28 protein-coding genes, 1 tRNA gene and 1 pseudogene are annotated in these 25052 nt (G+C 35.9%); 2 read left to right on the top strand and 28 right to left on the bottom strand.

All coding sequences use genetic code 11. The annotated features are described in order from the left end of the window. Positions 1-15: 15 nt before the first annotated feature. From rpmD to rpsL, 23 genes are all read right to left on the bottom strand, one after another. On the bottom strand, positions 16-198 hold the full coding sequence (rpmD, locus tag FD06_RS03760; RefSeq protein WP_056966161.1) for a 50S ribosomal protein L30: 183 nt from the start codon (positions 196-198) through the stop codon (positions 16-18). A gap of 14 nt (positions 199-212) precedes the next feature. Beyond that, a complete protein-coding gene (gene rpsE, locus FD06_RS03755; RefSeq protein WP_054657597.1) occupies positions 213-716 on the bottom strand; it encodes a 30S ribosomal protein S5 in 504 nt (167 codons plus the stop codon). Between the two features lie 22 nt (positions 717-738). Then, positions 739-1104 (bottom strand): 50S ribosomal protein L18, encoded by a 366-nt coding sequence (rplR, locus tag FD06_RS03750; protein WP_054657626.1) that lies wholly within the window; start codon positions 1102-1104, stop codon positions 739-741. 41 nt (positions 1105-1145) lie between these two features. After that, complete coding sequence (gene rplF / locus FD06_RS03745; protein ID WP_054657595.1) at positions 1146-1685, bottom strand: 50S ribosomal protein L6; 540 nt, start codon at positions 1683-1685, stop codon at positions 1146-1148. Positions 1686-1714: 29 nt separating this feature from the next. After that, positions 1715-2113, bottom strand: a complete 399-nt coding sequence (rpsH, locus tag FD06_RS03740) for a 30S ribosomal protein S8 (RefSeq protein ID WP_054657593.1) — start codon at positions 2111-2113, stop codon at positions 1715-1717. 32 nt (positions 2114-2145) lie between these two features. Next, on the bottom strand, positions 2146-2331 hold the full coding sequence (locus FD06_RS03735; protein WP_054657589.1) for a type Z 30S ribosomal protein S14: 186 nt from the start codon (positions 2329-2331) through the stop codon (positions 2146-2148). Positions 2332-2345: 14 nt separating this feature from the next. After that, on the bottom strand, positions 2346-2888 hold the full coding sequence (gene rplE, locus FD06_RS03730) for a 50S ribosomal protein L5 (RefSeq protein WP_054657587.1): 543 nt from the start codon (positions 2886-2888) through the stop codon (positions 2346-2348). Positions 2889-2915: 27 nt separating this feature from the next. Beyond that, the gene (gene rplX, locus FD06_RS03725; protein WP_054657586.1) at positions 2916-3224 is read right to left on the bottom strand and encodes a 50S ribosomal protein L24; all 309 of its coding nucleotides are present in this window, start codon (positions 3222-3224) and stop codon (positions 2916-2918) included. 30 nt (positions 3225-3254) lie between these two features. Continuing rightward, positions 3255-3623 (bottom strand): 50S ribosomal protein L14, encoded by a 369-nt coding sequence (gene rplN, locus FD06_RS03720; protein WP_054657584.1) that lies wholly within the window; start codon positions 3621-3623, stop codon positions 3255-3257. Positions 3624-3674: 51 nt separating this feature from the next. After that, positions 3675-3935: a 30S ribosomal protein S17 gene (rpsQ, locus tag FD06_RS03715; protein ID WP_054657582.1), complete on the bottom strand. Its 261-nt coding sequence runs from the start codon at positions 3933-3935 to the stop codon at positions 3675-3677. A 26-nt stretch (positions 3936-3961) separates the two neighbouring features. Beyond that, a complete protein-coding gene (gene rpmC / locus FD06_RS03710; RefSeq protein WP_054657580.1) occupies positions 3962-4156 on the bottom strand; it encodes a 50S ribosomal protein L29 in 195 nt (64 codons plus the stop codon). After that, a complete protein-coding gene (gene rplP, locus FD06_RS03705) occupies positions 4146-4580 on the bottom strand; it encodes a 50S ribosomal protein L16 (RefSeq protein ID WP_054657578.1) in 435 nt (144 codons plus the stop codon). The genes rpmC and rplP overlap by 11 nt, the downstream gene beginning before the upstream one ends. A 2-nt stretch (positions 4581-4582) precedes the next feature. After that, entirely contained in the window at positions 4583-5248 is a 666-nt protein-coding gene (gene rpsC, locus FD06_RS03700) for a 30S ribosomal protein S3 (RefSeq protein ID WP_056966159.1), read from the bottom strand. A gap of 13 nt (positions 5249-5261) precedes the next feature. After that, positions 5262-5609, bottom strand: a complete 348-nt coding sequence (rplV, locus tag FD06_RS03695; RefSeq protein ID WP_054657574.1) for a 50S ribosomal protein L22 — start codon at positions 5607-5609, stop codon at positions 5262-5264. Positions 5610-5625: 16 nt separating this feature from the next. Beyond that, on the bottom strand, positions 5626-5904 hold the full coding sequence (gene rpsS / locus FD06_RS03690) for a 30S ribosomal protein S19 (protein WP_056966157.1): 279 nt from the start codon (positions 5902-5904) through the stop codon (positions 5626-5628). A gap of 63 nt (positions 5905-5967) precedes the next feature. Beyond that, on the bottom strand, positions 5968-6804 hold the full coding sequence (rplB, locus tag FD06_RS03685) for a 50S ribosomal protein L2 (protein ID WP_056966155.1): 837 nt from the start codon (positions 6802-6804) through the stop codon (positions 5968-5970). A gap of 26 nt (positions 6805-6830) precedes the next feature. Then, complete coding sequence (gene rplW / locus FD06_RS03680) at positions 6831-7118, bottom strand: 50S ribosomal protein L23 (RefSeq protein ID WP_054657568.1); 288 nt, start codon at positions 7116-7118, stop codon at positions 6831-6833. Beyond that, a complete protein-coding gene (gene rplD, locus FD06_RS03675; RefSeq protein ID WP_056966154.1) occupies positions 7118-7741 on the bottom strand; it encodes a 50S ribosomal protein L4 in 624 nt (207 codons plus the stop codon). Before rplD ends, rplW begins: the two co-directional genes overlap by 1 nt. 17 nt (positions 7742-7758) lie before the next feature. After that, positions 7759-8394, bottom strand: a complete 636-nt coding sequence (rplC, locus tag FD06_RS03670) for a 50S ribosomal protein L3 (protein WP_056966152.1) — start codon at positions 8392-8394, stop codon at positions 7759-7761. Between the two features lie 38 nt (positions 8395-8432). Next, complete coding sequence (gene rpsJ / locus FD06_RS03665) at positions 8433-8741, bottom strand: 30S ribosomal protein S10 (protein WP_056966150.1); 309 nt, start codon at positions 8739-8741, stop codon at positions 8433-8435. A gap of 271 nt (positions 8742-9012) precedes the next feature. Beyond that, positions 9013-11103, bottom strand: a complete 2091-nt coding sequence (fusA, locus tag FD06_RS03660) for an elongation factor G (protein ID WP_056966148.1) — start codon at positions 11101-11103, stop codon at positions 9013-9015. 98 nt (positions 11104-11201) lie between these two features. Next, positions 11202-11672 (bottom strand): 30S ribosomal protein S7, encoded by a 471-nt coding sequence (gene rpsG / locus FD06_RS03655; protein WP_054657564.1) that lies wholly within the window; start codon positions 11670-11672, stop codon positions 11202-11204. 39 nt (positions 11673-11711) lie between these two features. Beyond that, a complete protein-coding gene (gene rpsL, locus FD06_RS03650) occupies positions 11712-12125 on the bottom strand; it encodes a 30S ribosomal protein S12 (RefSeq protein WP_054657562.1) in 414 nt (137 codons plus the stop codon). Positions 12126-12282: 157 nt separating this feature from the next. Here rpsL and FD06_RS03645 point away from each other — a divergent pair, with 157 nt between their 5' ends. Continuing rightward, positions 12283-12993 carry a prepilin peptidase gene (locus FD06_RS03645; RefSeq protein WP_082605284.1) on the top strand — a complete coding sequence of 237 codons (711 nt, stop codon included), beginning with the start codon at positions 12283-12285 and terminating at the stop codon, positions 12991-12993. A gap of 252 nt (positions 12994-13245) precedes the next feature. After that, positions 13246-14247, top strand: a pseudogene (locus tag FD06_RS03640) (transposase); the annotation flags it as partial. A 115-nt stretch (positions 14248-14362) separates the two neighbouring features. On the opposite strand, the gene rpoC reads toward FD06_RS03640, so the two are convergent. From rpoC to FD06_RS03615, 5 genes are all read right to left on the bottom strand, one after another. Next, the gene (rpoC, locus tag FD06_RS03635) at positions 14363-18010 is read right to left on the bottom strand and encodes a DNA-directed RNA polymerase subunit beta' (protein WP_056966143.1); all 3648 of its coding nucleotides are present in this window, start codon (positions 18008-18010) and stop codon (positions 14363-14365) included. A 17-nt stretch (positions 18011-18027) separates the two neighbouring features. After that, positions 18028-21639 (bottom strand): DNA-directed RNA polymerase subunit beta, encoded by a 3612-nt coding sequence (gene rpoB / locus FD06_RS03630; RefSeq protein WP_054657556.1) that lies wholly within the window; start codon positions 21637-21639, stop codon positions 18028-18030. A 254-nt stretch (positions 21640-21893) separates the two neighbouring features. Then, entirely contained in the window at positions 21894-24374 is a 2481-nt protein-coding gene (locus FD06_RS03625) for an ATP-dependent Clp protease ATP-binding subunit (RefSeq protein WP_056966141.1), read from the bottom strand. A 16-nt stretch (positions 24375-24390) separates the two neighbouring features. After that, positions 24391-24858, bottom strand: a complete 468-nt coding sequence (locus FD06_RS03620; protein ID WP_056966139.1) for a CtsR family transcriptional regulator — start codon at positions 24856-24858, stop codon at positions 24391-24393. Positions 24859-24957: 99 nt separating this feature from the next. After that, a tRNA-Pro gene (locus tag FD06_RS03615) sits at positions 24958-25031 on the bottom strand. Positions 25032-25052 lie beyond the last annotated feature (21 nt).

Below are 25052 nucleotides of genomic sequence, written 5' to 3'. Positions count from 1 at the left end.
CACCTCCTTGTTATTTTACTTAACTTGTTCAACTTTAACTAAGTGTGCAATTTTAAACAAAGCTCCACGAGTAGCTTCATTGTCTGGTAACTCAACTTGACTGTTAACACGGCCTAAGCCAAGAGCTTTAACAATCTTACGTTGTTTGGGGAGTCGGTGAGCAGCACTATGAGTTAAAGTAACGTGTAATTTAGCCATCTTCTAACCCCTCCTTATTCTGCTAAGTGTTGAGTAGAAACACCACGTAAAGCGGAAACTTCTTCTGCACTCTTTAATGATTTTAATCCTGCAAATGTTGCACGAATAGCATTAATTGGGGTATCTGAACCCAAACGCTTACTTGTAACATCAGCAACACCAGCTAATTCCATAACTGAACGTACAGCACCACCGGCTGCAACTCCAGAACCTTCTTCAGCTGGTTTTAACATGATCTTACCACCACCGTAAGTACCGATAATTTCATGAGGAATAGTTGTACCAACAATTGGAACAGTGATTAAGTTCTTATGACCATCTTCAACGGCTTTACGAATAGCTTCAGGAACTTCTTGAGCTTTTCCAGTACCGAATCCAACATGTCCATTTTTATCACCAACAACTACTAAAGCGGCAAATCTAAGACGACGACCACCTTTAACAACCTTAGTGATACGGTTGATTGAAACAACAGTGTCTTCAAGTTCTAATTTACTTGGATCAATAAATTCTGCCATTTGTGGTTAATTCCTCCTTTTCTTAAAATTCTAATCCGTTTTCACGTGCGCCTTCAGCTAGGGCTTTTACACGTCCATGGTATAAGTATCCACCACGATCGAAAACAACATTTTTAATTTTCTTGTCAGCAGCACGCTTTGCAACTAATGAACCAACAGCATTTGCTTGTTCAGTTTTGCTGCTACCACTAACTTCTTTATCAAGAGTAGAGGCACTAGCAAGCGTTACACCCTCTACATCATCAATAACTTGAGCGTAGATGTTTTTGTTAGAACGATAAACATTTAAGCGTGGGCACTCAGCAGTACCAGAAATTTTGTTACGAACACGTAAATGACGACGTTGACGTGTTTTGTTTTTGTCTGGTTTTGAAATCAAAATAGTCACCTCTAAATTCAAATATTAATAAAGTAATATAATCAAAAAGATTATTTACCAGTTTTACCTTCTTTACGACGTACAATTTCGTTTTCGTAACGAATACCTTTACCTTTGTAAGGTTCTGGTGAACGAACGGCACGAACTTTAGCAGCAAAATCACCAACAAATTGTTTGTTGATACCGCTAATGTTAATTGTAGTGTTGTTAGGAGTTTCAACCGTTAAATCATCGTTAATAGCGATTTCAACTGGATTTGAGTAACCAACATTTAGAGTTAAGTTACTACCCTTAGCTTGTGCACGATAACCAACACCGACTAATTTAAGTGTTTTACTAAAACCATTAGTAACACCTTCAACCATGTTGTTAAAGTTAGCACGCATAGTACCGTGCATTGCACGTTCTTTGTTGTCGTACTTACCAGTAGGTTCAAAAGTTACGATGTTATCGTTAATGTTCATTTTAATCATTGGTGAAAATTCACGGGTTAAAGTACCCTTTGCACCTTTAACAGTAACCATATCACCATCTCTTTTTACTTCAACGCCTTCAGGTAATACAACTTTTCTATAACCGATACGACTCATTATTACACCTCCATTTCTTTAAAAAAGTATTACCAAATGTATGCTAATACTTCTCCACCAATTTTTTTAGCACGAGCTTCTTTATCAGTGATAACACCTTCAGAAGTTGAAATGATAGCAATTCCTAAACCATTTAAAACCTTAGGAACTGAATCAGATTTAACATATGAACGTAAACCTGGTTTAGAGATTCTCTTTAATCCAGAAATAACTTGTTCATTGTTTTTACCATATTTAAGAAATACACGAATAACGCCTTGTTTGTCATCATCAATGTATTCAACATCGCGAACGAAACCTTCACGTTTCAAGATTTCAGCAATGTTACGCTTAATTTTTGAAGCAGGAACTTCAACAGATTCGTGACGAACCATGTTAGCGTTACGAATACGTGTTAAAAAGTCTGCAATTGGGTCTGTCATGGACATTAACGTAAACCTCCCTTGTTTTTAAATATATTTTACCAACTAGCCTTTTTCATACCAGGAATTTGTCCCTTATGAGCAAGTTGTCTTAAGCAGAGTCGGCACAAATGAAACTTCTTGTAAACTGAATGAGGGCGTCCACAGCGTTCACAACGTGTGTAGTTTTGAGTAGAAAACTTTGCTGGACGTTCACTCTTTACAACTAATGCTTTTCTAGCCATTGTATAACCTCCTCTTATTTAGCGAATGGCATGCCGAATTGACCTAACAATTCTTTTGATTCTTCATCAGTGTTAGCAGTTGTAACAATAACGATGTCTAAACCACGAACACGGTTAACGTTATCGTAATTAATTTCTGGGAAAATTAATTGTTCACGAATACCTAAAGTGTAGTTACCGCGACCATCAAATGATCTATTGTTTACACCATGGAAATCACGAACACGAGGTAATGAAACATTAATTAATTTATCTAAGAAATCATACATACGTTCTCCACGAAGAGTAACTTTAGCTCCAATAGCGTTACCTTCACGTAATCTAAAACCAGCAATTGATTTTTTAGCTTTAGTAATTAAAGGCTTTTGACCAGAAATTAATGCTAATTCAGCAACTGCTTCGTCTAAGTTTTTAGCATTGGTAACAGCGTCACCAACACCCATGTTTAAAACAATTTTGTCAAGCTTAGGAGCTTGCATAATTGATGAATAGTTGAATTTTTCAACTAAAGATTTGCTTATTTCATTCTTGTATTTGTCTTGCAAACGGTTTGACATGAAAAGGTATCCTCCTTTCAATAAGTATTAATCAATTGATTTGTTTGTCTTTTTGGAAATACGAACTTTCTTTCCATCTTCAACTTTGAATCCAACACGTGTTGGTTCATTGTTTGATGGATCAATTAACATAACGTTTGAAACATGAATTGGAGCTTCAACTTCTTGAATTCCACCTTGTGGATTAGCTTGTGAAGCTTTTTGATGTTTCTTAACTTTGTTAATACCTTCAACGACTACGCGGTCTTTTGAGGCAATAGTTTTGGTAACAGTTCCTTCTTTACCTTTATCTTTACCACTAATAACGCGAACTTTGTCACCGGTCTTAATAAACATTTAACGGCACCTCCTTGGTCAACAATAGTATTAAAGTACTTCAGGCGCTAAGGAAACAATCTTCATAAATTGGTTGTCACGTAGTTCACGAGCAACTGGTCCAAAAATACGTGTTCCCTTTGGACTTTTATCGTCTTGTACTAAAACAGCAGCATTTTCATCAAAACGAATGTATGAACCATCTGCACGACGAGAAACCGCCTTTGTTCTAACAATAACAGCTTTTACAACGTCACCTTTTTTGACAACGCCACCTGGTGTTGCTTGCTTAACAGTAGCAACAATTATATCACCGATACCAGCGTATCTTCTACTTGATCCGCCTAAAACTTTAATAGTTAAAAGTTCACGGGCACCTGAGTTATCAGCAACTTTTAAACGACTTTCTTGTTGAATCACAGTTAATACCCTCCTTCCGGTATTTACTCAGAATACGATAAAATATAAATCCTAGATAGTTACCGCTTTTTCAACGATATTTACTAAACGGAAATGCTTAGTAGCTGAAAGTTTACGTGTTTCCATAATTTCAACAATATCGCCAAATTTAGCTTCGTTGTTTTCGTCATGAGCCTTGTACTTTTTAGAGTACTTAACACGTTTTCCGTAAGTAGGATGGATTTTATATGTTTCAACAACAACAGAAATAGTTTTATCCATCTTGTCTGAAACCACACGGCCTTTGTAGACCTTACGCATATTACGTTCCATACATTATAACCTCCTTTTATCGTATTCTACTTGTTTAATTCTTCTTGACGTAAAGATGTCTTAATTCTAGCAATGTTTTTACGAACTTGTTTCAATCTTGCAGTGTTTTCCAATTGACCAGTAGCTAATTGAAAACGAAGGTTGAACAATTCTTCTTTATAACTTTGTTCCTTCTCAATCTTTTGAGCAGTGGTTAGTTCATTAATTTCTTTAGCCTTCATTTGATTCGCCACCTACTTCCTCACGTTTAATAATCTTAGTTCGAACAGGAAGTTTTGTTGAAGCTAAACGCAAAGCTTCTTTAGCAACTTCATCAGAAACTTCTCCAACTTCAAATAATACTTTTCCACGTTTAACGGGTGCTACCCATCCTGCTGGAGAACCTTTTCCGTTACCCATACGAACTCCTACACCTTTTTCAGTGTATGACTTGTGAGGGAAAATTTTAATCCAAACTTTCCCACCACGTTTCATATAACGAGTAATAGCAATACGACAAGCTTCAATTTGACGGTTTGAGATCCAGTGTGAATCTAAAGCTTGTAAACCATAACTACCGAAAGCTACCTTGTTTCCACCCTTTGAGTGTCCACGTAACTTACCACGGTGTTCACGACGGAACTTAACACGTTTAGGTACTAGCATGTTTATTTCCCTCCTTTATTTTCTTTCTTATCACTTGGTTTAGTTGGTAATACTTCACCACGGTAAATCCAAGTCTTAACACCAATTGAACCATAAGTAGTATGTGCTTCTACCCATGAATAATCAATATCTGCTCTTAAAGTATGCAAAGGAACAGTTCCATCAGAGTATGTTTCAATACGAGCCATATCTGCACCGTTTAAACGACCAGCAACTTGAGTTTTAATACCCTTTGCTCCTGAACGCATTGCACGTTGCATACCTTGACGCATTGCACGACGGAAAGCTACACGGCCTTCTAGTTGACGAGCAATGTTTTCACCAACTAATTTAGCATCTAAATCAGGTTTTTTGATTTCAATGATGTTGATGTGTACACGTTTGCTTGTTAAAGTATTTAATTCTTTACGAAGATTTTCGACTTCTGAACCGCCTTTACCAATAACCATTCCTGGTTTTGCAGTATGAATTGAAACGTTAACACGTTTAGCTGCACGTTCAATTTCTACTGTTGAGACGGATGCGTCAGCGAGTCTTTTTTCAATATAAGCACGGATTTTTAAGTCTTCATTCAAATTAGCAGCAAATTCTTTTTCTGCATACCATTTGGCTTCCCAATCACGAATGATTCCTACACGCAATCCGGTTGGATTAATTTTTTGACCCACGGCTTTATCCCTCCTATTTTTCTGAGACTACTACTGTAATGTGACTAGTACGTTTGTTAATTGGAGAAGCGGAACCCTTAGCACGAGGACGGAAACGTTTTAAAGTTGGTCCTTCGTTAACAAAAACTTCGCTTACTACCAAGTCTTCTCTATCTAAATCAAAATTGTTTTCTGCGTTAGCTACAGCAGACATAAGAACTTTTGATACAACTGGAGATGCACTCCTTGGAGTGAACTTCAAGATTGCATTTGCTTCTGAAACGCTTTTACCTCTAATAAGATCAACTACAAGGCGGACCTTACGAGCTGCAATACGAACAGTTCTAGCAGTAGCTTTTGCTGATGTAATTTGTTCAGCCATTAGTTATCCTCCCTTGTTAAACAGTTTTCTTATCGTCGCCATTACCATGTCCATGGAATGTACGAGTTGGTACGAATTCACCTAATTTATGGCCTACCATATCTTCTTGAACGTAAACTGGGACATGTTTTCTCCCATCATAAACTGCGATAGTGTAACCAATAAAACTAGGGAAAATAGTTGAACGACGTGACCAAGTTTTAATTACTGATTTCTTTTCTTGATCTTGTTGAGCATCAATCTTTTTCAAAAGATGTTTGTCGGCAAAAGGTCCCTTTTTTAAACTACGACCCATTATGAAACCTCCTCTTCGATAACTTTATAAAAACGATCTACAAAGTTTTGCAGATAAATTATATTACTTTCTTGCTTTACGACGACGAACGATAAACTTGTTAGAACGAGCTTTCTTAGAACGAGTTTTCTTACCGTTAGTCTTCTTATGCCATGGTGATAATGGTGATGGGTAACCAACAGGAGCTTTACCTTCACCACCACCATGAGGGTGATCATTAGGGTTCATTACAGAACCACGAACATGAGGACGTTGACCCTTGTAACGGTTACGACCAGCTTTACCAACGTTGATTAATTCGTGTTCTTCGTTACCAATGCTACCAATAGTTGCACGGTTAACTGAAAGAATCATACGAACTTCACCAGAAGATAATCTTACTAATACGTATTTACCTTCCTTACCAAGTAATTGAGCTGAACCACCAGCAGAACGAACTAATTGTCCACCCTTACCAGGTTTTAATTCAATATTGTGGATAACAGTACCAACAGGAATGTCCTTTAATGGTAACGCATTACCTACCTTGATATCAGCGTTTGAACCTGATTGAACTCTATCGCCAACTTTTAAGCCTTTAGGTGCAATAATGTATGATTTAATACCATCAGTATATACAACTAAAGCAATGTTAGCAGTACGGTTTGGATCGTATTCGATAGTTTTAACAATACCATCTACATCGTCATGATTTCTCTTGAAATCAATAATACGGTATTGGTTTTTGTTACCGCCACCACGATGACGAACAGTCATATGACCGTAGTTATTACGACCAGCAGTGTGCTTTTTAGCAGCTAATAATGACTTTTCAGGTGTTGAAGTAGTGATAACACTGTAATCAAAACCAGTCATATTACGACGACCATTAGTGGTTGCCTTGTATTTTTTAATCGCCACTGTATTTCCCTCCTATATTATTTATTTTATTTATCGCTAAATAATTTAATTTCTTTTGAATCGTCAGATAAAGTAACAATTGCTTTACGACGTTTCTTAGTATATCCAACATAACGACCTTGGCGTTTTAATTTACCTTTAAGATTCATTATGTTAACTTTAACAACTTTAACATCAAAGATATCTTCAATTGCTTTCTTTACTTGTGTTTTAGTTGCTCGTAAATCAACATCAAATGTATATCTCTTGTCATCCATAACTGAAGTAGATGCTTCAGTTATAACTGGACGTAAAATAATATCGCGTGATTCCATTATGCGAGCACCTCCTCTACTTGAGAAAGAGCAGCCTTTGTGATGACAACTTTTTCACTACGCAAAACATCTAAAGTGTTGATGCCTTCAGCGTTTACTACTCTAACATTGTTAATGTTACGAGCTGAAAGAGCAGCGTTCTTGTTGTCTTCTTCCAAAACTACTAATGTTTTAGCTGCTGAGTTCAAGTTACTTAACATGTCTTTAAAGCTCTTAGTTTTAGGAGCATCAAAGTTGATTGAATCAACAACTACTAAATTATCGTTAGCAACTTTTTCTGTTAAAACAGATTTTAAAGCTAAACGGCTAACTTTTTTAGGTAAGTGGTAACTGTATGAACGAGGAGTTGGTCCAAATACAATACCGCCTCCACGCCATTGTGGTGAACGAATTGAACCTTGACGAGCACGTCCAGTACCCTTTTGACGCCATGGCTTTTTACCACCACCGCTAACAGCACTTCTATTTTTAACAGCGTGAGTACCTTGACGTAAACATGCTCTTTGCATAGTTACTGCATCAAATACTACGTTATCATTTTGTTCAATAGCAAAGATTGCATCGTTTAAATCAACGTTACCGCTCTTGCTACCATCTTGTTTATATAATGCTACGCTTGTCATTTATGGTTCCTCCTTTCTTATTTTTGTGATCCGCGTGAAGCAGATTTAATAGTTAAGAATGATTTATTTGCACCTGGTACATTACCTTTAATTAAAAGAACGTTGTTTTCAGCGTCAGCTTTAACAATTTCAAGGTTTTGAATAGTAACTTGTTTGTTACCCATTCTACCAGGAAGTTTCATACCCTTAGTTACTCGGTTAATAATTACACCAAGTGAACCAGGACGACGGTGATATCTTGAACCATGAGTTTCAGGTCCACGAGCTTGACCATCTTTATGAACGTTACCTTGGTATCCATGACCCTTTGTAATTCCAGTTACATCAACGACATCTCCCGCTTGGAAAATATCTGCTTTGATTTCATCTGATACTTTATAATCACCAAGCTCAACATCTCTGATTTCTTTAATGAAGCGCTTAGGATCTGTTTTTGCTTTTGCTACATGACCTTGTTCTGGCTTGTTACTTAAAACAGCTCTCTTGTCATCGTAACCTAATTGAATAGCGTTGTAACCATCAGCCTCTGCAGACTTAGTTTGTAATACAACGTTAGGAGTTACGTCAACAACAGTTACTGGAATTAATTCTCCGTTTTCATCGAAAACTTGAGTCATTCCAACTTTTTTACCTAAGATTCCTTTTTTGGTCATGAGTACACCTCCGATATTAATGTATTTATAAGTATTAATTATAGTTTGATTTCGATATCAACGCCACTTGGTAAATCAAGTTTCATTAATGAATCAACAGTTTTTGGTGTTGGATTCAAAATATCGATTAAACGTTTGTGAGTTAACATTTCAAATTGTTCACGTGACTTCTTGAATTTATGTGGTGAAGCCAAGACAGTATAAACAGTTCTATCTGTTGGCAATGGAATTGGACCAGAAATGTTTGCTCCAGTTCTTTGCGCAGTAGCAACAATCTTTTCAGCAGATTGATCTAATATACGGTGTTCATATGCCTTTAAACGAATACGAATTTTTTGTTTTGCCATTGTTTTCCCTCCTCGCCTTTATTTGAAAATAAGACTAGCTCCGTGAAAATTACCGCCACGCCCTATCATGGCAAAGCGGCCGGGTGTGTCGCAACCTTTCACATCAAAGCCGAATGTAAGCATATACCCCAAGAGCATACTAATCCCCTGCGGCAATTACCTATTCATAATACTAGATTTATTATATAAATGCAAGGGGTTATGAATAGAAAAAATAAAAAAAGAGCAATGCTTTATAGCATTGCTCTTTTAAAATAATTAAATGACTAAATTATTTTTCTCCACCATTTTTTTCAATGATTTCATCTTGGATACTCTTTGGAACTGGAGAGTAGTGATCAAATACCATTGAGAATGTACCTCTACCTTGTGAAGCTGAACGTAGAGTTGTAGCGTAACCAAACATTTCTGATAATGGAACAAATGCATGAATTAATTGAGCTTTATTTCTCAACTCCATACCATCAACGTTACCACGACGTGAAGTAACTTGTCCCATAACATCACCCATGTATTCTTCTGGAACAACAATATCAACTTTCATGATTGGTTCCAAAATAACAGGGCCAGCTGATTTAGCAGCATTTCTCAAGGCGATAGAAGCAGCAACCTTAAAGGCAGCTTCACTAGAATCGACATCATGGTAACTACCATCGTATAACTTAGCTTTAACATCAATTAATGGGTATCCTGCAAGAACACCATTTTCCATTGATTCTTTCAAGCCTTGTTCTACTGAAGGGATAAATTCACGAGGAACAACCCCACCAACGATAGCATTTTCGAATTCGAATCCTTTACCAGTTTCGTTAGGTGTAAATTCAATCCAAACATCACCATATTGACCTTTACCACCAGATTGACGAACGAATTTACCTTGTGCTTTAGTAGCCTTAGTAAATGCTTCACGATAAGCAACTTGTGGTTGACCAATAGTTGCTTCAACCTTGAATTCACGTTTCATACGGTCAACGATAATGTTCAAGTGAAGTTCACCCATTCCGGCGATAATAGTTTCACCAGTTTCAGGATTTGTTTCAGCCTTGAATGTTGGATCTTCTTCTGAAAGTTTTTGTAAAGCTGTATTCATCTTATCTTGATCAGCTTTAGTCTTAGGTTCTACAGAAACACTAATAACTGGGTCAGGGAATTCCATTGATTCAAGATGTAATGGATGGTCTTGGTCAGTTAATGAATCACCAGTAGTAGTGTTCTTTAGACCAATAGCAGCACCAATATCACCAGAGAACACTTCAGGAATTTCAACTCGGTTGTTTGAGTGCATTTGAAGTAAACGACCAACACGTTCACGTTTGTTCTTAGTAGCATTCAATACATATGAACCTGATTCAAGAGTACCTTGGTAAACACGAATGTAAGTTAAACGTCCAACGAATGGATCAGTTGCAACTTTAAATGCCAAGGCAGCAAATGGTTTGTTGTCATCAGCTTTTAATTCGATATCTTCACCAGTTTTTGGATCGTTAGCCTTGTAAGGACGAACATCAAGAGGTGATGGTAAGTATTCTAGAACAGCATCCATTAACATTTGGATACCCTTGTTCTTAAATGCTGAACCAGCTAATACAGGATAGAATTCAAGATTTAAAGTAGCCTTACGGATACCAGCTTTTAATTCATCCTTACTGATTTCTTCACCTTCAAGGTATTTTTCCATAATGTCATCATCAACATCAGCAACTGCTTCAACTAAAGCATCGTGACGTTTTTGTGCTTCTTCTTTGAATTCATCAGGAATATCAACAATGTCCCATTTAGTACCTAATTCATCTTCGTCGTATAAATCGGCTTTCATTTCGATTAAGTCAATAATACCTCTAAATGAATCTTCAGCACCAATTGGCATTTGAACGGCATGTGCATTAGCATCTAGACGTTCGTGAAGTGATTTAACAGATGCATCAAAGTCAGCACCTAATTTATCCATCTTGTTAGCGAAAACAATACGTGGAACTTCGTATTCAGATGCTTGACGCCAAACTGTTTCAGTTTGAGGTTCAACACCAGCAGCGGCATCTAAAATAGTAATAGAACCATCTAGCACACGTAGTGAACGTTCAACTTCGGCAGTGAAATCCACGTGTCCTGGTGTATCAATAATGTTGATACGGTGGTCTTTCCATTGAGCTGTAGTAGCAGCAGATGTAATAGTAATACCACGTTCTTGTTCTTGTACCATCCAGTCCATTTGTGAAGCACCATCATGAGTTTCACCAATTTTGTGAATTCTACCAGTGTAGTACAAAATACGTTCAGTAGCAGTAGTCTTACCAGCATCAATATGAGCAGTAATCCCAATGTTACGAGTTTTTTCTAATGGAAATTCTCGAGTGTTAGCCATTATAAATTGTTTCTCCTCTCAAATAGTTCACTTTTTGAAAAAAGTGGCTAATTTGGATTAGCCACTCAGATAACATAGTTGTTTTAACTATGTTTAGATTACCAACGGTAGTGAGCAAATGCACGGTTGGCTTCAGCCATTTTATGAGTGTCTTCACGTTTCTTAACAGAAGCACCAGTATTGTTAGCTGCATCCATGATTTCACGAGCTAAACGTTCAGTCATAGTGTGTTCACCACGTAAACGAGCATAGTTCACGATCCAACGAAGACCTAAAGTAGTACGACGATCAGGACGAACTTCAATAGGAACTTGGTAGTTAGAACCACCAACACGACGAGCCTTTACTTCTAGTACAGGCATTACGTTCTTCATTGCTTCTTCGAATACTTCAACTGGTTCGTTACCAGTTTCTTTCTTGATAGTTTCAAATGCATTGTATAAGATTTGTGTTGCAGTTCCTCTTTTACCGTCCAACATCAAATGATTGATTAAACGAGTAACCAATTTTGAATTGTAAATTGGATCAGGAAGAACTTCACGTTTTTGTACGTTTCCTTTTCTTGGCATTAAAATGTCCTCCTTATTGCAATAGCGTATTAATTAGTTTTAATCTTTAGGTTTCTTAGTACCGTATTTTGAACGACCTTGACGACGATCAGTAACACCGGCAGTATCTAGAGCACCACGAACGATGTGATAACGCACACCAGGTAAATCCTTAACACGGCCTCCACGAATTAAAACAACACTATGTTCTTGAAGGTTATGGCCAATACCAGGGATATAAGCAGTAACTTCAATTAAGTTTGAAAGTCTAACACGAGCATATTTACGTAAAGCTGAGTTAGGCTTTTTAGGAGTCATGGTACCAACACGAGTAGCAACTCCACGTTTTTGTGGAGCTGGGTTATTAGTTTGCTTCTTCTTGTAACTGTTGTAACCATGGTTTAAAGCTGGGGCTTTTGATTTAGAACTTCTAGAATGACGACCTTTACGTACTAATTGGTTAATAGTAGGCATCTAAAAATTCCTCCTTCCGAAATTATTTTTTATTTAAGTCCACACATCCAGGTGGTTCATTTTTTGATAAATAACCACCTGCTGCTTAAAGCACTAAATTATAGTAACACTCATATTTTTTAGTGTCAACGTTAGTTTTTAAAAATTTTCAAACTTAATTAGCGTAAATATTTATGTCATAGGAGGTTACAGCATTTTAATTTACTTTTTATTTTTAAAAATATTTTTTGGAGCATCATTAGGCTCTTTCATAAATTTGTTATTTGAAAGGAGTAGTAACCATGAGTCAATTGTTTTACCACCTTCTCATTGTAATCAATGTCAAAGAACTTTAACCATTATCGAAAAAATACCTATCTTAGGTTATTTATTTTCTAAAGGAAAATGTGCAGAATGTAATTTTAAAATCCCAATGGTATATTTATTAAGTGAAGTCTACTTAGGACTTATATCAGCCGGTTTGCAAATTGAAAATTATGAAGATTATTTAGTTTTGATTATTGCAGCTTTAATGTTATATATGTCATTAAGTGATTTAAAAAGTTTATGTGTCCCTAGTATAACTTTATACATAACATTTTTAGTTAGCCTAATAATAACTAGTAAAAGTTTTGCTACGATTATAATCATTCTTCTATGTTATATAGGAACATACTTAGTGAACAATTGGCATAAATTCAATTTTATTGGAAATGGTGATATCGATGTATTATTCATCTTTTTTATAATATATGAAATACAAAATGTTATAAAAATTATTTTCATAGCTTCATTCTTAGCTTTAATATATATAAAATTCAGTGAAAAAGATAAAATAGCTTTTATTCCATTTCTCACAACTGGTTTTTTGGTAAATTATTTAATATAAAGGGGCTGTGACATAAGTCTCTAAAAAAATAACGCTCGTTGGAATTTGATTTTTCCAACGAGCGTTATTTATGCATAATAAAAAACGATATCGCACCAACCGATATCGTTTAAATAAATTTCCTTGAAAGGAAACTTAAAAATAATGAGTAGTTATTATACTTTAAATATTAAAGATTGGCAACCTAAAAATAATCATCCAGTAAACATTATCAATAAAATTGTTGAAATGATTGGTTTATAAGAAAAATGCATATTTGGTAGGCCACGAAAATATGACCTACGGTCACTATTAAAGTTAACCTTGTTTGCCTGTTCCAAAGGAATTTTTAGTAGTCGCCAAATTAGCGAATTGGCAGAAGAAAATTTACCTGCACGTTGGTTAACTAAAAATTTATTTCCTTCATATCGAACAGTTTGTCGATTTAGGATTTCAGATGAAGCAGAAAATTTAATTAGTAAATGCATGAATCAATTAACTAAATATCTAAGAAAAAACAATTGTATTGATGATGTAAGCTTTATTGATGGAACTAAGATACTAGCGGACGCTAATAAATATTCATTTGTTTGGCGTAAAAATATAATTCGTTTTGATAAATTAAATCGCGTAGCGATTATAAAATTACTTCATGACATGAATGATGTTAAATATATGGGACAACTTCCAGCTGAATCTAGTATCTCATTAGATGATTTAGATGAAATTATTATTCATTTAGAAAATTGTTTAGAGGATTTAAATAATCAAATTCAAAAAGATAAGAAGTTATCACCTAATCCCAATAAGCAAAAACGTCGTAAGTTAAAATCTATTAAAAGAAAACTTCGTTTTCGCAAAAATAAACAAATAGAATACCAAGAAACCAAGAAAATTTTTGCTAATCGTAATAGTTATTCTAAAACTGATCATGATGCTACCTTCATGCGTATTAAAGAAAATCACATGTTGAACGGACAATTGAAACCTGCCTATAATTTACAAATTGCTACTAGTGGACAATTCATAAATAATTTTGATATTTATCAAAATCCTAACGATACTCGAACCTTAATTCCGTTCTTAAATAAACAAAAAGAATTGCTTTTGACACCAAAAACAAGTGATATCTATGCACGAAGAAAAATAGATGTAGAATCAGTTTTTGGTAAACTAAAGGCTTCTTTACGTTTCAATCGATTCTCTGTTAGGGGAATCGAAAAGGTAAAAAAAGAAATTGGTTTTACTGTAATGGCATTAAATATAAGAAAACTAATGACGAAAGTCATTAGTTTTATAAATTTATATACAAAAATAGGATTTACGTTCAGTTCCAAACGTAAATCCTATTTTTTTAGAGACTTATGTCACAGCCCCTTTTTATATTTGATTATTTTTTAGCGTCTTCTTCTTGCATACGTTTTTCCAATTCACTAATTGAGTAAACGCCATCAGTACTTGATTTTCCGATTTCTTCTGGCTCAATATCACCATAAGTCTTCATTCCAGTACCTGCAGGAATAAGCTTACCAATAATAACATTTTCTTTTAGACCTACTAATGGATCGTTCTTACCACGAATAGCAGCATCTGTTAATACTCGAGTAGTTTCTTGGAATGAAGCAGCAGATAAGAAACTGTTAGTTTCAAGAGCGGCTTTAGTAATACCAAGAATAACTGGACGAGCAGTTGCAGGAATTTTACCAGTAATAATTGCATCACGGTTAGCGTCTTCGAATTGGTTAATGTCCATTAGAGTTCCAGGAAGAACATCAGTGTCACCTGGATCCATAATTCTAACCTTACGAAGCATTTGTCTTACCATAATTTCAGCATGCTTATCACTTACGGCAACCCCTTGCATACGGTAAACTTTTTGAACTTCACTTAGTAAGTAAACTTCAGTTGATAGAGAATCCTTAACTTTGATAAGTTCTTTAGGATCAATAGAACCTTCATTAAGTGCTTGACCTCTATGAATAAAGTCACCTTCAGTTACTTTCATACGGGCATTGATTGGGACCTTGTAAGTACGAGTATCAGAATCACCTTTAATAGTAATTTCTTTAACACGTTCTGCAGGGTTTTCTTCGATCAATGAAACTTCACCAGTAACTTCGGTAATTTCAGCTTTACCTTTTGGATTACGAGCTTCAAAAATTTCTTGAACACGAGGTAGACCTTGAGTAATATCGGCATTACCAGCAACCCCACCGGTATGGAAGTTACGCATGGTCAACTGAGTACCAGGTTCACCAATTGATTGAGCAGCAACTGTACCAACTGCTTCACCAACTTCAACGGCATCTCCAGTAGCTAAGTTTCTACCATAACATTTCTTACATACCCCATGGATAGTGTTACAAGTAAATGCTGATCTAATTTCAACTTCTTCAATGTCAGCGTCTTCAATTCTTTGAGCTTCTGGTTCGTTAATGATTTGATTACGTTTTACAATTACTTCACCAGTTTCAGGGACTTTAACTGTCTTCATCGCATAACGACCTAGGATACGATCATAAAGTGGTTCAATCATTTCTTTGCCTTCTTTAAGGGCTTTTACAATAACACCACGATCAGTTCCACAATCGTCTTCACGAATAATAACATCTTGAGCAACATCAACTAAACGACGAGTTAAGTAACCTGAGTTGGCAGTCTTCAAGGCTGTATCGGTCATACCTTTACGAGCACCGTGGGTAGAAATAAACATTTCCATAACTGATAAACCTTCACGGAAGTTCGCAGTAATAGGTAATTCCATGATTTCACCATTAGGAGCAGCCATCAAACCACGCATACCAGCTAACTGAGTAAAGTTTGAAATGTTACCACGAGCACCTGAATCACTCATCATAAAGATAGGATTTTGAGGGTCGAAGTTTTTCATTAATTGATTTTGGATTTCATCTTTAGCATCGTTCCAAACACTAATAACTCTTTCATAACGTTCTTGGTCAGTAATTAAACCACGACGGAATTGTTTAGTGATTGTAGCAACCTTTTTATGAGATTCGCTAATAATTTCAGGTTTTTGTTTTAAATCAGTAATGTCGGCAATACCAACAGTTAAACCTGATTTAGTTGACTCATTGTAACCTAAATCTTTAATGCGATCTAGAAGATGAGATGTTTCAGTAACTTTATATTGCTTGTAAACTTCAGCAATTACATCAGATAAGAAACCTTTCTTGAAAGGTTTTACTAGCTTGGCATTTTTCAAGTGATCATGAATGTTTTCACCTGGTTCCAAGAAGTAACTATCTGATAAATGACCACGTAGGTTAGTATCAGTAGGTTCGTTCAAGAATGGAAAGGCTTCAGGTAAAATCTTGTTAAAAATAATTTTACCAATAGTAGTTACTAAAATTTTACCTTTTTGTTCATCAGTAAATGGTTTCTTAGGCATTGATGATGCGGCAATTCCAACTCTAGTGTGCCAGTGTGTTAGCCCATTTTGGTAAGACAATTGAGCTTCATCAGTACTACTAAAGATCATGCCTTCACCTTCACGGTCTTCTTCTTCCATAGTTAGGTAGTAGTTACCAATAACCATATCTTGAGAAGGAGCAACGATTGGGTTACCATCACGAGGTGCCAAAATATGACTGGCAGCTAACATCAATAGTCTAGATTCAGCTTGTGCTTCATCAGATAAAGGAACGTGGATGGCCATTTGGTCACCATCAAAATCGGCATTGTAAGCTTCACAGGCAAGTGGATGCACACGCATTGATTTACCAGAAACTAATACTGGTTCGAATGCTTGAATTCCTAGTCTATGCAAAGTAGGTGCACGGTTCAATAGTACTGGATGTTCTTTAATAACATCTTCTAGTACATCAAACACTTCAGATTCTTCACGTTCAATTTGACGTTTAGCGTTCTTAATATTTGAAGAAATCCCACGTTTAACTAATTCTTTCATGATAAATGGTTTGAATAGTTCCATAGCCATTGGCACTGGAAGTCCCATTTGGTTGAACTTAAGACTTGGTCCAACATCAATAACTGAACGACCAGAGTAGTCAACACGTTTACCTAAAAGGTTTTGTCTGAAACGACCTTGTTTACCCTTAAGCATGTGTGATAGTGACTTCAATGGACGGTTACCTGGACCGGCAACTGGACGACCACGACGACCATTATCAATTAAGGCATCGACAGCTTCTTGTAACATACGTTTTTCGTTTTGCACAATGATTCCTGGTGCATGTAAATCTAACAAACGTTTTAGACGATTGTTACGGTTAATAACACGACGGTATAAATCATTTAAATCAGAAGTAGCAAAACGGCCACCTTCTAGTTGAACCATTGGTCTTAAATCAGGTGGAATAACTGGAATAGTTTCCATTACCATCCAAGATAAGTCGTTACCAGAAGTGTAAAAGGCTTCTAAGATGTCCAAACGACGAACTGCTCTAACACGTTTTTGGCCAGTAGCTTTTTTAAGTTCTTCTTTTAGTTCGGTAATTTCTTTTTCTACGTCAACTGTTTTTAGTAAGGTTCTAATGGCTTCAGCACCAATTTCCCCTTCAAAACGATTACCATATTCTTGTTTCTTTTGACGATATTCTTGTTCAGATAGTAGTTGTTTCTTTTCCAATGGTGTATTGCCTGGATTAGTAACAACATATGATGCAAAGTAGATAATTTCTTCCAATGCACGTGGACTCATATCTAAGACAAGACCCATTCTACTTGGAATTCCTTTAAAGTACCAAATGTGAGTAACTGGGGCAGCTAATTCAATATGACCCATTCTTTCACGACGTACTTTAGAGCGTGTAACTTCTACTCCACAACGGTCACAAACAATACCCTTATATCTGATACGTTTGTATTTACCACAAGCACATTCCCAATCTTTAGTTGGTCCAAAAATTCTTTCATCGAACAAACCATCTTTTTCAGGTTTTAAAGTACGATAATTGATAGTTTCTGGCTTTTTAACTTCACCATATGACCAACTACGGATCTTATCAGAAGATGCTAATCCAATTTGCATGCTTGAAAATTTATTGACATCGACCAACTGATAGTCCTCCTTCTCTATTCCTTAGTATTTGTATTTGCTTCGTCAGCTTTAGCATCTTCAGTCTTAGATTTTTCAGCTGCTTTTTGTTCTTTTTGCTTTTCAGCAAGTTTACTTAAAGCATCTACATTAACAACTTCGTCATTATCACTACTATCCATATCACGTAGTTCAATTTCTTTGTTGTCATTATCTAGAACTTTCATATCCAAACCTAAAGCTTGTAATTCTTTAACTAAAACACGGAATGATTCAGGAACACCTGGTTTTGGAATTGGTTCACCCTTAACAATTGCTTCATATGTCTTAACACGTCCAACAACATCATCAGACTTGTAAGTTAAGATTTCTTGAAGTGTGTAAGCAGCACCATAAGCTTCCAGTGCCCAAACTTCCATTTCACCAAAACGCTGTCCACCAAATTGTGCTTTACCACCAAGTGGTTGTTGAGTAACTAATGAGTATGGCCCAATTGCACGAGCATGAATCTTGTCATCAACCATGTGAGCAAGTTTCAAGTAGTGCATAACACCAACAGCAACACGTTTATCAAATGGTTCACCAGTGCGACCATCATAAACGATTGACTTAGCATCAGATGCCATTCCAGCTTCTTTAACTACATCCCATATATCACTATCACGAGCACCATCGAAAACAGGAGTTGCAACATGAATTCCTAATTTTCTAGCAGCCATTCCTAAGTGTAATTCAAGAACTTGACCAATGTTCATACGTGAAGGCACACCCATTGGACTCAATAGGATATCGATTGGAGTACCATCTGGTAAGTATGGCATATCTTCTTCAGGGATAACAATGGAAACAGTACCCTTGTTACCATGACGACCTGACATCTTATCTCCAACTTGAATTTTACGTTTTTGAGCAATGTAAACTCGAACCATCTTGTTTACACCAGGTGATAATTCATCACCATTTTCTCTAGTAAAGACTTTTACATCTTGGATAATTCCGCCACCACCATGTGGTACACGTAATGATGTATCACGAACTTCACGTGATTTTTCACCGAAAATAGCATGTAGTAATCTTTCTTCAGCAGATAATTCTGTAACACCCTTAGGCGTAACTTTACCAACTAAAATATCACCATCATGAACTTCAGCACCGATACGGATAACACCTTCATCGTCAAGGTTCTTCAATGCGTCTTCCCCAACGTTAGGTATTTCTCTAGTCATTTCTTCTGGTCCAAGTTTAGTATCTCTAGTTTCTGATTCGTATTCTTCAATATGAATTGAAGTATATACATCATCACGAACTAATCTTTCAGAAATACCAATGGCATCTTCGAAGTTATAACCTTGCCAAGTCATAAATGCAACAACAGGGTTTTGACCTAATGCTAGTTCACCATTTTCCATTGATGGTCCATCGGCAAGAATCTCATCAGCATCAACTTTATCACCTGCACGAACGATTGGGCTTTGGTTGTAGTTCTTACCACCATTAGAACGTCTAAATTTCATTAATTTATAAGTATCTAAAGCACCATCATCGCGACGAACACGAACTTCACGAGCATCAACGTATTCAACAGTTCCTGGGTGTTTACAAATTAATGCAACTCCAGAATCATGGGCTGCCTTATATTCAATACCTGTACCAACTAATGGTGCATGTGGCTTGATTAAAGGAACCGCTTGACGTTGCATGTTGGCTCCCATCAAGGCACGATTGGAATCATCGTTTTCCAAGAAAGGAATACATGCAGAAGCAACTGAAACAACTTGTTTAGGTGAAACGTCCATATAGTCAACGTTTTCAATCTTAGTTTCAATATTGTTAGACTTGTAACGAGCCATTACAACATCATTAGCAAAAGATCCATCTTCATTCAATGGTGAGTTGGCTTGCGCTACAACATAATTATCTTCTTCATCAGCTGATAAGTAATCGATCTTATCAGTTACTTTATGAGTGTCCCATGAAACACGACGGTATGGAGTTTCAATAAATCCATATTTGTTAACTTTAGCATAACTAGAAAGTGAACTAATCAAACCAATGTTAGGACCTTCGGGAGTTTCAATTGGACAAATACGACCATAGTGAGTGTAGTGAACGTCACGAACTTCGTAACCAGCACGGTCTCTGGTCAAACCACCAGGTCCTAAAGCTGAAAGACGACGTTTATGAGTCAATTCACCTAATGGGTTAGTTTGGTCCATGAATTGTGATAATTGAGATGAACCAAAGAATTCTTTAATAGAAGCAACTACTGGTCTAATGTTGATTAATTGTTGAGGAGTAACGGTTGAAGTGTCTTGAATAGACATTCTTTCACGAACAACACGTTCCATTCTAGCTAAACCAATTCTAAATTGATTTTGTAGTAATTCACCAACTGAACGGATACGACGATTACCTAAATGGTCAATATCATCTGGTTCACCAATACCTTCTTGTAAATTAAAGAAGTAGTTAATTGATGAAATAATATCAGCAGGAGTAATGTGCTTGTAGTCCAAAGGAATGTTGTCATTACCAATTACTGGTACGACATGTTCAGGGTCTTTTTCAGATTGAACTTTAATGATTTGTACAGTCATTGGTTCTGGAACAACTGATTCTTCAGAAGGATTAAATGTGTAAGCTTTAAAGTCTTTGTTATCCAAGTATGGTGCAAGAGTTTGCATGACTTGTTTGTCAATAACTGTACCCTTCTTAACGATGATTTCACCAGTTTCAGGGTCAGCTAAAGTTTCAGCTAGGGTTAGACCTAATAAACGAGTTTTAAGACTTAACTTGTTGTTAGTTTTGTAACGTCCAACTGGAGCCATGTCATAACGTTTTGGATCAAAGAATCTAGCAGTTAATAAGCTACGAGAAGAATCCGCAGTCTTAGGTTCACCAGGACGTAGACGTTCGTAGATATCTTTTAATGCTTCTTCAACACGAGAATCATCTGTGTTCTTGTGAACATCTTTTTCCAAAGTAAGAGAAAGACTGTCATTACTACCTAATATTTGAGAAATTTCGTCATCCGAACCGAAGCCTAATGCACGTACCAATTCAGTAATTGGTAATTTTCTAGTTCTATCAATACGAACATATGAAAGATTTTTAGCATCAGTTTCAAATTCCATCCAAGCACCACGGTTAGGAATTACAGTAGTTCCAAAAACAGTTCTACCGTTTTTAGCCTTATCTTGATGGAAGAATACACCAGGTGATCTTACTAATTGTGAAACGATAACACGTTCTGCACCATTAATAATGAAAGTACCTTGTTCTGTCATCAATGGGAAATCACCAAAGAAAACATCTTGGTTTTTGATTTCTCCAGTTTCGTGGTTAGTTAATTTTAATGTGATATGAAGTGGAGCTGAGTAATTTGCTTCATGATCTCTTGCTTCATCCACAGTGTACTTAGGTTCTAATAATTGATAGTCAACGAATTCCAATGATAATTTTCCTTGAAAATCATCAATTGGCATGATGCCGTTAAACATCTCACGTAAACCTTCTTTTAAGAACCATTTGTATGAATCAGTCTGGATTTCAATTAAATTAGGTAAATCAAGAACTTCCTTGATTTGCGAATAACTTCTTCGAATACGGTGTTTACCATATTTAACTAAATGTCCTGCCAAGTTCTTCACCTCTCCAAATTATTCTATTGAATTAAATGTTACATTTTCATTACAAATACCAAAAAATGGTATTTATATCTAAAAATGAGCAAAAAAAATCCAAAAATAAGAGAATTTTTCTTACTTTTGGTTATTATAGGTACGTTTTACGGACAATAGATCGCAAACGTGCATTTAATTCATAGTCATATACATGCCACTATACTATCTAAGTATTAAAAAGTCAATAAAAAAAGAGAAGGATTATCTTCTCTTTTTTCATTTTATTGCTTAACTGTTTCTTTATTATTAAATGTTAATTTACCCTTATGTGAACCAATTGAAAGTGTACTTCCAGCTGATAAGTCACCTGATAAAATCATTTCACTGACTTTATCTTCAACTTGAGTTTGAATAGCTCGACGAATTGGTCTTGCACCGTATTCTGGATCAAATCCAGCTTTAGCAATGACATCAATAGCAGCTGGTGTAAATTTAATTTCAATGCCTTGTTCTTCAACTCTAGCAATTAAATCTTTTAAGTTAAGTTTAACGATTTGACGAATTTGTGGTTTCTTCAATGAATGGAAGATAACCGTTTCGTCAATTCTATTTAAAAATTCAGGTTTAAAATGCTTTTTAAGTTGAGCTTTAATAACACTAGACATGGCTTCAAATGAATTTTCATCAGCACTTTCAGCACCAAAACCTACCGTCTTTTTATCACGTAAGGCAGTAGCACCCAAGTTAGAAGTCATAATCAATAAAGTATTTCTGAAATCAACTTTTCTACCTTTAGAATCAGTCATGTAACCATCATCTAAAACTTGAAGTAATAAGTTAAATACATCCGGATGAGCCTTTTCCACTTCGTCAAACAATACTACTGAATATGGATGTTGACGTACTTTTTCAGTTAATTGACCACCTTCATCATAGCCGACATATCCAGGTGCGGAACCCACTAGACGACTGGTAGAGTATTTTTCCATGTATTCAGACATGTCTACTCTAATCATATCATCTTTAGAACCAAACATAGTTTCAGCTAAATCCTTAGCTAACTCAGTTTTACCAACTCCAGTAGGACCTAAGAATATGAAGGAACCGATTGGACGATTAGGATTTTTCAAACCGCTACGAGCTCTTCTAATAGCACGTGCAATAGCTGATACTGCTTCGTCTTGTCCAACAATCTTTTTGTGTAATATTTTTTCTAAGTTAACTAACTTAGCGGAATCTGATTTAGTCATTTGGTTAACTGGAATGCCAGTCCATTCATGGACTATGTTAGCAATATCCTCACCAGTTTCAGTTAATGAATAGTTATCATTTTCAGTTTGATTTTTCTTTTCAGCACGTTCTTTAAGATTTTCTAATTCATCTTGAAGTTTTTTCTCTGCTTGTCTAATTTGAACTGCTTTTTCAAATTCTTGATTTTCAATTGCAAGTTCCATTTGTCTAGAAAGTTGATTCAATTCCTTTTGCTTAGCAGCTAAACGATTAGATTTACCCATGCTATCAATTCTAATTTTAGCGGCAGCTTCGTCCATTAAATCGATTGCCTTATCTGGTAAGAAACGATTACTAATGTAACGAGTGGATAGCTTGACCGCCTCATCAATTGCCTCATCAGTAATTTTTACATGATGATGTTTTTCATATTTAGGACGTAACCCACTTAAAATTTGTTTAGTTTGTTCTGGAGTAGGTTCATTTACCATAACTGTAGCAAAGCGTCTAGCTAATGCTTGGTCAGATTCAATGTGCTTTTGATATTCATCCAAAGTAGTTGCACCGATGGTTTGCAGTTCACCACGTGCTAGGGCTGGTTTTAAAATATTAGATGCATCAATTGCACCTTCAGCCCCACCAGCTCCAATTAGCGTATGCAACTCATCAATAAACAAAATAACATGACCATCTTCGCGAATTTCGTTAATGACTTTCTTTAAACGATCTTCAAATTCACCACGGTATTTGGTTCCAGCAACTAAAGAACCCATGTCTAACATCATTAAGCGTTTGTTAGCCATGTCACCAGGAACTTCACCAGCCACCATTTTCTGAGCTAATCCTTCAGCAATCGCTGTTTTACCTACTCCCGGTTCACCTATCAACACCGGATTGTTCTTGGTACGACGACTTAAAATTTGAATTACTCGACGAACTTCTTTGTCACGACCAATGGTAGGATCCATGCCACCTTGTTTAGCAATCTCAGTCATATCACGAGCTAAAGAGTCTAGAGTTGGAGTAGGACCTTCATTACGTTTGTTTTTATTACGATATTGCATGCGTTTAGCTGAAGCTGAAGAAACTCCCATTTTACGGAAAGTTACTTTTTGAACTTCACTAGGTTTAACATCTAATGAGAATAGAATTCTAGAAGCAATTAAGGCATTGTCACTTAGTAAAGCTAATAATAAATGCTCTGTACCTACTTTTAAAGCTCCATACTGTTTAGCAATTTGACCAGACATGGCAATTACGTTTTGTGCTTTAGGTGAATAAGGTAAGTAAGTGTCATTGTCAGCATCCACAAAGTTTCCATAACCAGCAATTCGTTCGATTTCGCCACGAATATCTTCCTCATTAACTGAAAAGTGTTGTAAAGCACTGTAAGCAATACCATTCTTTTCCATTGTTAAAGCTAGTAAAATGTGTTCAGTCCCAATCGCTTGATGTTTGAAGCCCTTAGCTTGTTCTTGAGCTAAAATTAGTACATTCTTTGCACTAGGTGTAAAAATATTATTATTGTTCATAAATAAGCCTCACTTTCTAACTTTCATACTTTAAATGATTCAAAATGGAAATCATTATACGTGCTCTTAAATTATCTTCGATTTTTTTATTTCCAGTATTAAGCGTTTTACAGCTTATAGCGGATAAAATGATATTTACTTCCTTATTATCAATAATATCATTTTCCAATAAAGTTAACGCAATAGACTTACCCTCTTTATAAGATAAAGTGTTATCTATTGAATCAATGATTAAATTAAGGATGTCCAAGTTATCCAACAATTTAACTTTTTCAATTCTAATATAACCGCCGCCGCCACGCTTACTTTCTACAATATAGCCATTCGGAATCCCAAAACGCGTTTTAATTACATAATTAATTTGTGATGGCACAACATTAAAAAGATTAGCTATTTCGGATCGACTAATTTCGACTTCTGAATCTTCAGCTAATATTTTTTTGAGATATTTTTCTATGATATCAGAAATATTTTTTCCTTGCATAGCTATTCCTACCTTTGACTAATATTGACTTTCATTATACGAATTTATGTATTAATTGCAAAGAAATTTGTTTGTGAAATAAATGATTGTACAAAAAAATCGGGAAAACAAGATTCGAACTTGCGACCTTTGCGTCCCGAACGCAACGCTCTACCAAGCTGAGCTATTTCCCGATTTATTAAATATTCAAATAG

The sequence above is a fragment of the Apilactobacillus ozensis DSM 23829 = JCM 17196 genome (assembly GCF_001435995.1).
GTDB lineage: Bacteria > Bacillota > Bacilli > Lactobacillales > Lactobacillaceae > Apilactobacillus > Apilactobacillus ozensis.
The sequence above is the reverse complement of the archived record's forward strand: the minus strand, read 5'-3'. Positions and strand labels throughout refer to the sequence as shown.

Excerpts from the sequence above, each read along its gene's own strand:
- rplV (WP_054657574.1), bottom strand. The coding sequence starts at position 5,609 with ATGGCTGAACAAATTACATCAGCAAAAGCTACTGCTAGAACTGTTCGT.
- rplC (WP_056966152.1), bottom strand. The coding sequence starts at position 8,394 with ATGACCAAAAAAGGAATCTTAGGTAAAAAAGTTGGAATGACTCAAGTT.
- FD06_RS03625 (WP_056966141.1), bottom strand. The coding sequence starts at position 24,374 with ATGAACAATAATAATATTTTTACACCTAGTGCAAAGAATGTACTAATT.
- fusA (WP_056966148.1), bottom strand. The coding sequence starts at position 11,103 with ATGGCTAACACTCGAGAATTTCCATTAGAAAAAACTCGTAACATTGGG.
- rpsQ (WP_054657582.1), bottom strand. The coding sequence starts at position 3,935 with ATGGAACGTAATATGCGTAAGGTCTACAAAGGCCGTGTGGTTTCAGAC.
- rpsG (WP_054657564.1), bottom strand. The coding sequence starts at position 11,672 with ATGCCAAGAAAAGGAAACGTACAAAAACGTGAAGTTCTTCCTGATCCA.
- rplD (WP_056966154.1), bottom strand. The coding sequence starts at position 7,741 with ATGACAAGCGTAGCATTATATAAACAAGATGGTAGCAAGAGCGGTAAC.
- FD06_RS03620 (WP_056966139.1), bottom strand. The coding sequence starts at position 24,858 with ATGCAAGGAAAAAATATTTCTGATATCATAGAAAAATATCTCAAAAAA.
- FD06_RS03735 (WP_054657589.1), bottom strand. The coding sequence starts at position 2,331 with ATGGCTAGAAAAGCATTAGTTGTAAAGAGTGAACGTCCAGCAAAGTTT.
- rplP (WP_054657578.1), bottom strand. The coding sequence starts at position 4,580 with ATGCTAGTACCTAAACGTGTTAAGTTCCGTCGTGAACACCGTGGTAAG.
- rplE (WP_054657587.1), bottom strand. The coding sequence starts at position 2,888 with ATGTCAAACCGTTTGCAAGACAAATACAAGAATGAAATAAGCAAATCT.
- rpmC (WP_054657580.1), bottom strand. The coding sequence starts at position 4,156 with ATGAAGGCTAAAGAAATTAATGAACTAACCACTGCTCAAAAGATTGAG.
- rpsL (WP_054657562.1), bottom strand. The coding sequence starts at position 12,125 with ATGCCTACTATTAACCAATTAGTACGTAAAGGTCGTCATTCTAGAAGT.
- rplF (WP_054657595.1), bottom strand. The coding sequence starts at position 1,685 with ATGAGTCGTATCGGTTATAGAAAAGTTGTATTACCTGAAGGCGTTGAA.
- rpsH (WP_054657593.1), bottom strand. The coding sequence starts at position 2,113 with ATGTCCATGACAGACCCAATTGCAGACTTTTTAACACGTATTCGTAAC.
- rpsE (WP_054657597.1), bottom strand. The coding sequence starts at position 716 with ATGGCAGAATTTATTGATCCAAGTAAATTAGAACTTGAAGACACTGTT.
- rpsS (WP_056966157.1), bottom strand. The coding sequence starts at position 5,904 with ATGGGTCGTAGTTTAAAAAAGGGACCTTTTGCCGACAAACATCTTTTG.
- rpsJ (WP_056966150.1), bottom strand. The coding sequence starts at position 8,741 with ATGGCAAAACAAAAAATTCGTATTCGTTTAAAGGCATATGAACACCGT.
- rpmD (WP_056966161.1), bottom strand. The coding sequence starts at position 198 with ATGGCTAAATTACACGTTACTTTAACTCATAGTGCTGCTCACCGACTC.
- rplW (WP_054657568.1), bottom strand. The coding sequence starts at position 7,118 with ATGGAATCACGCGATATTATTTTACGTCCAGTTATAACTGAAGCATCT.
- rplX (WP_054657586.1), bottom strand. The coding sequence starts at position 3,224 with ATGTTTATTAAGACCGGTGACAAAGTTCGCGTTATTAGTGGTAAAGAT.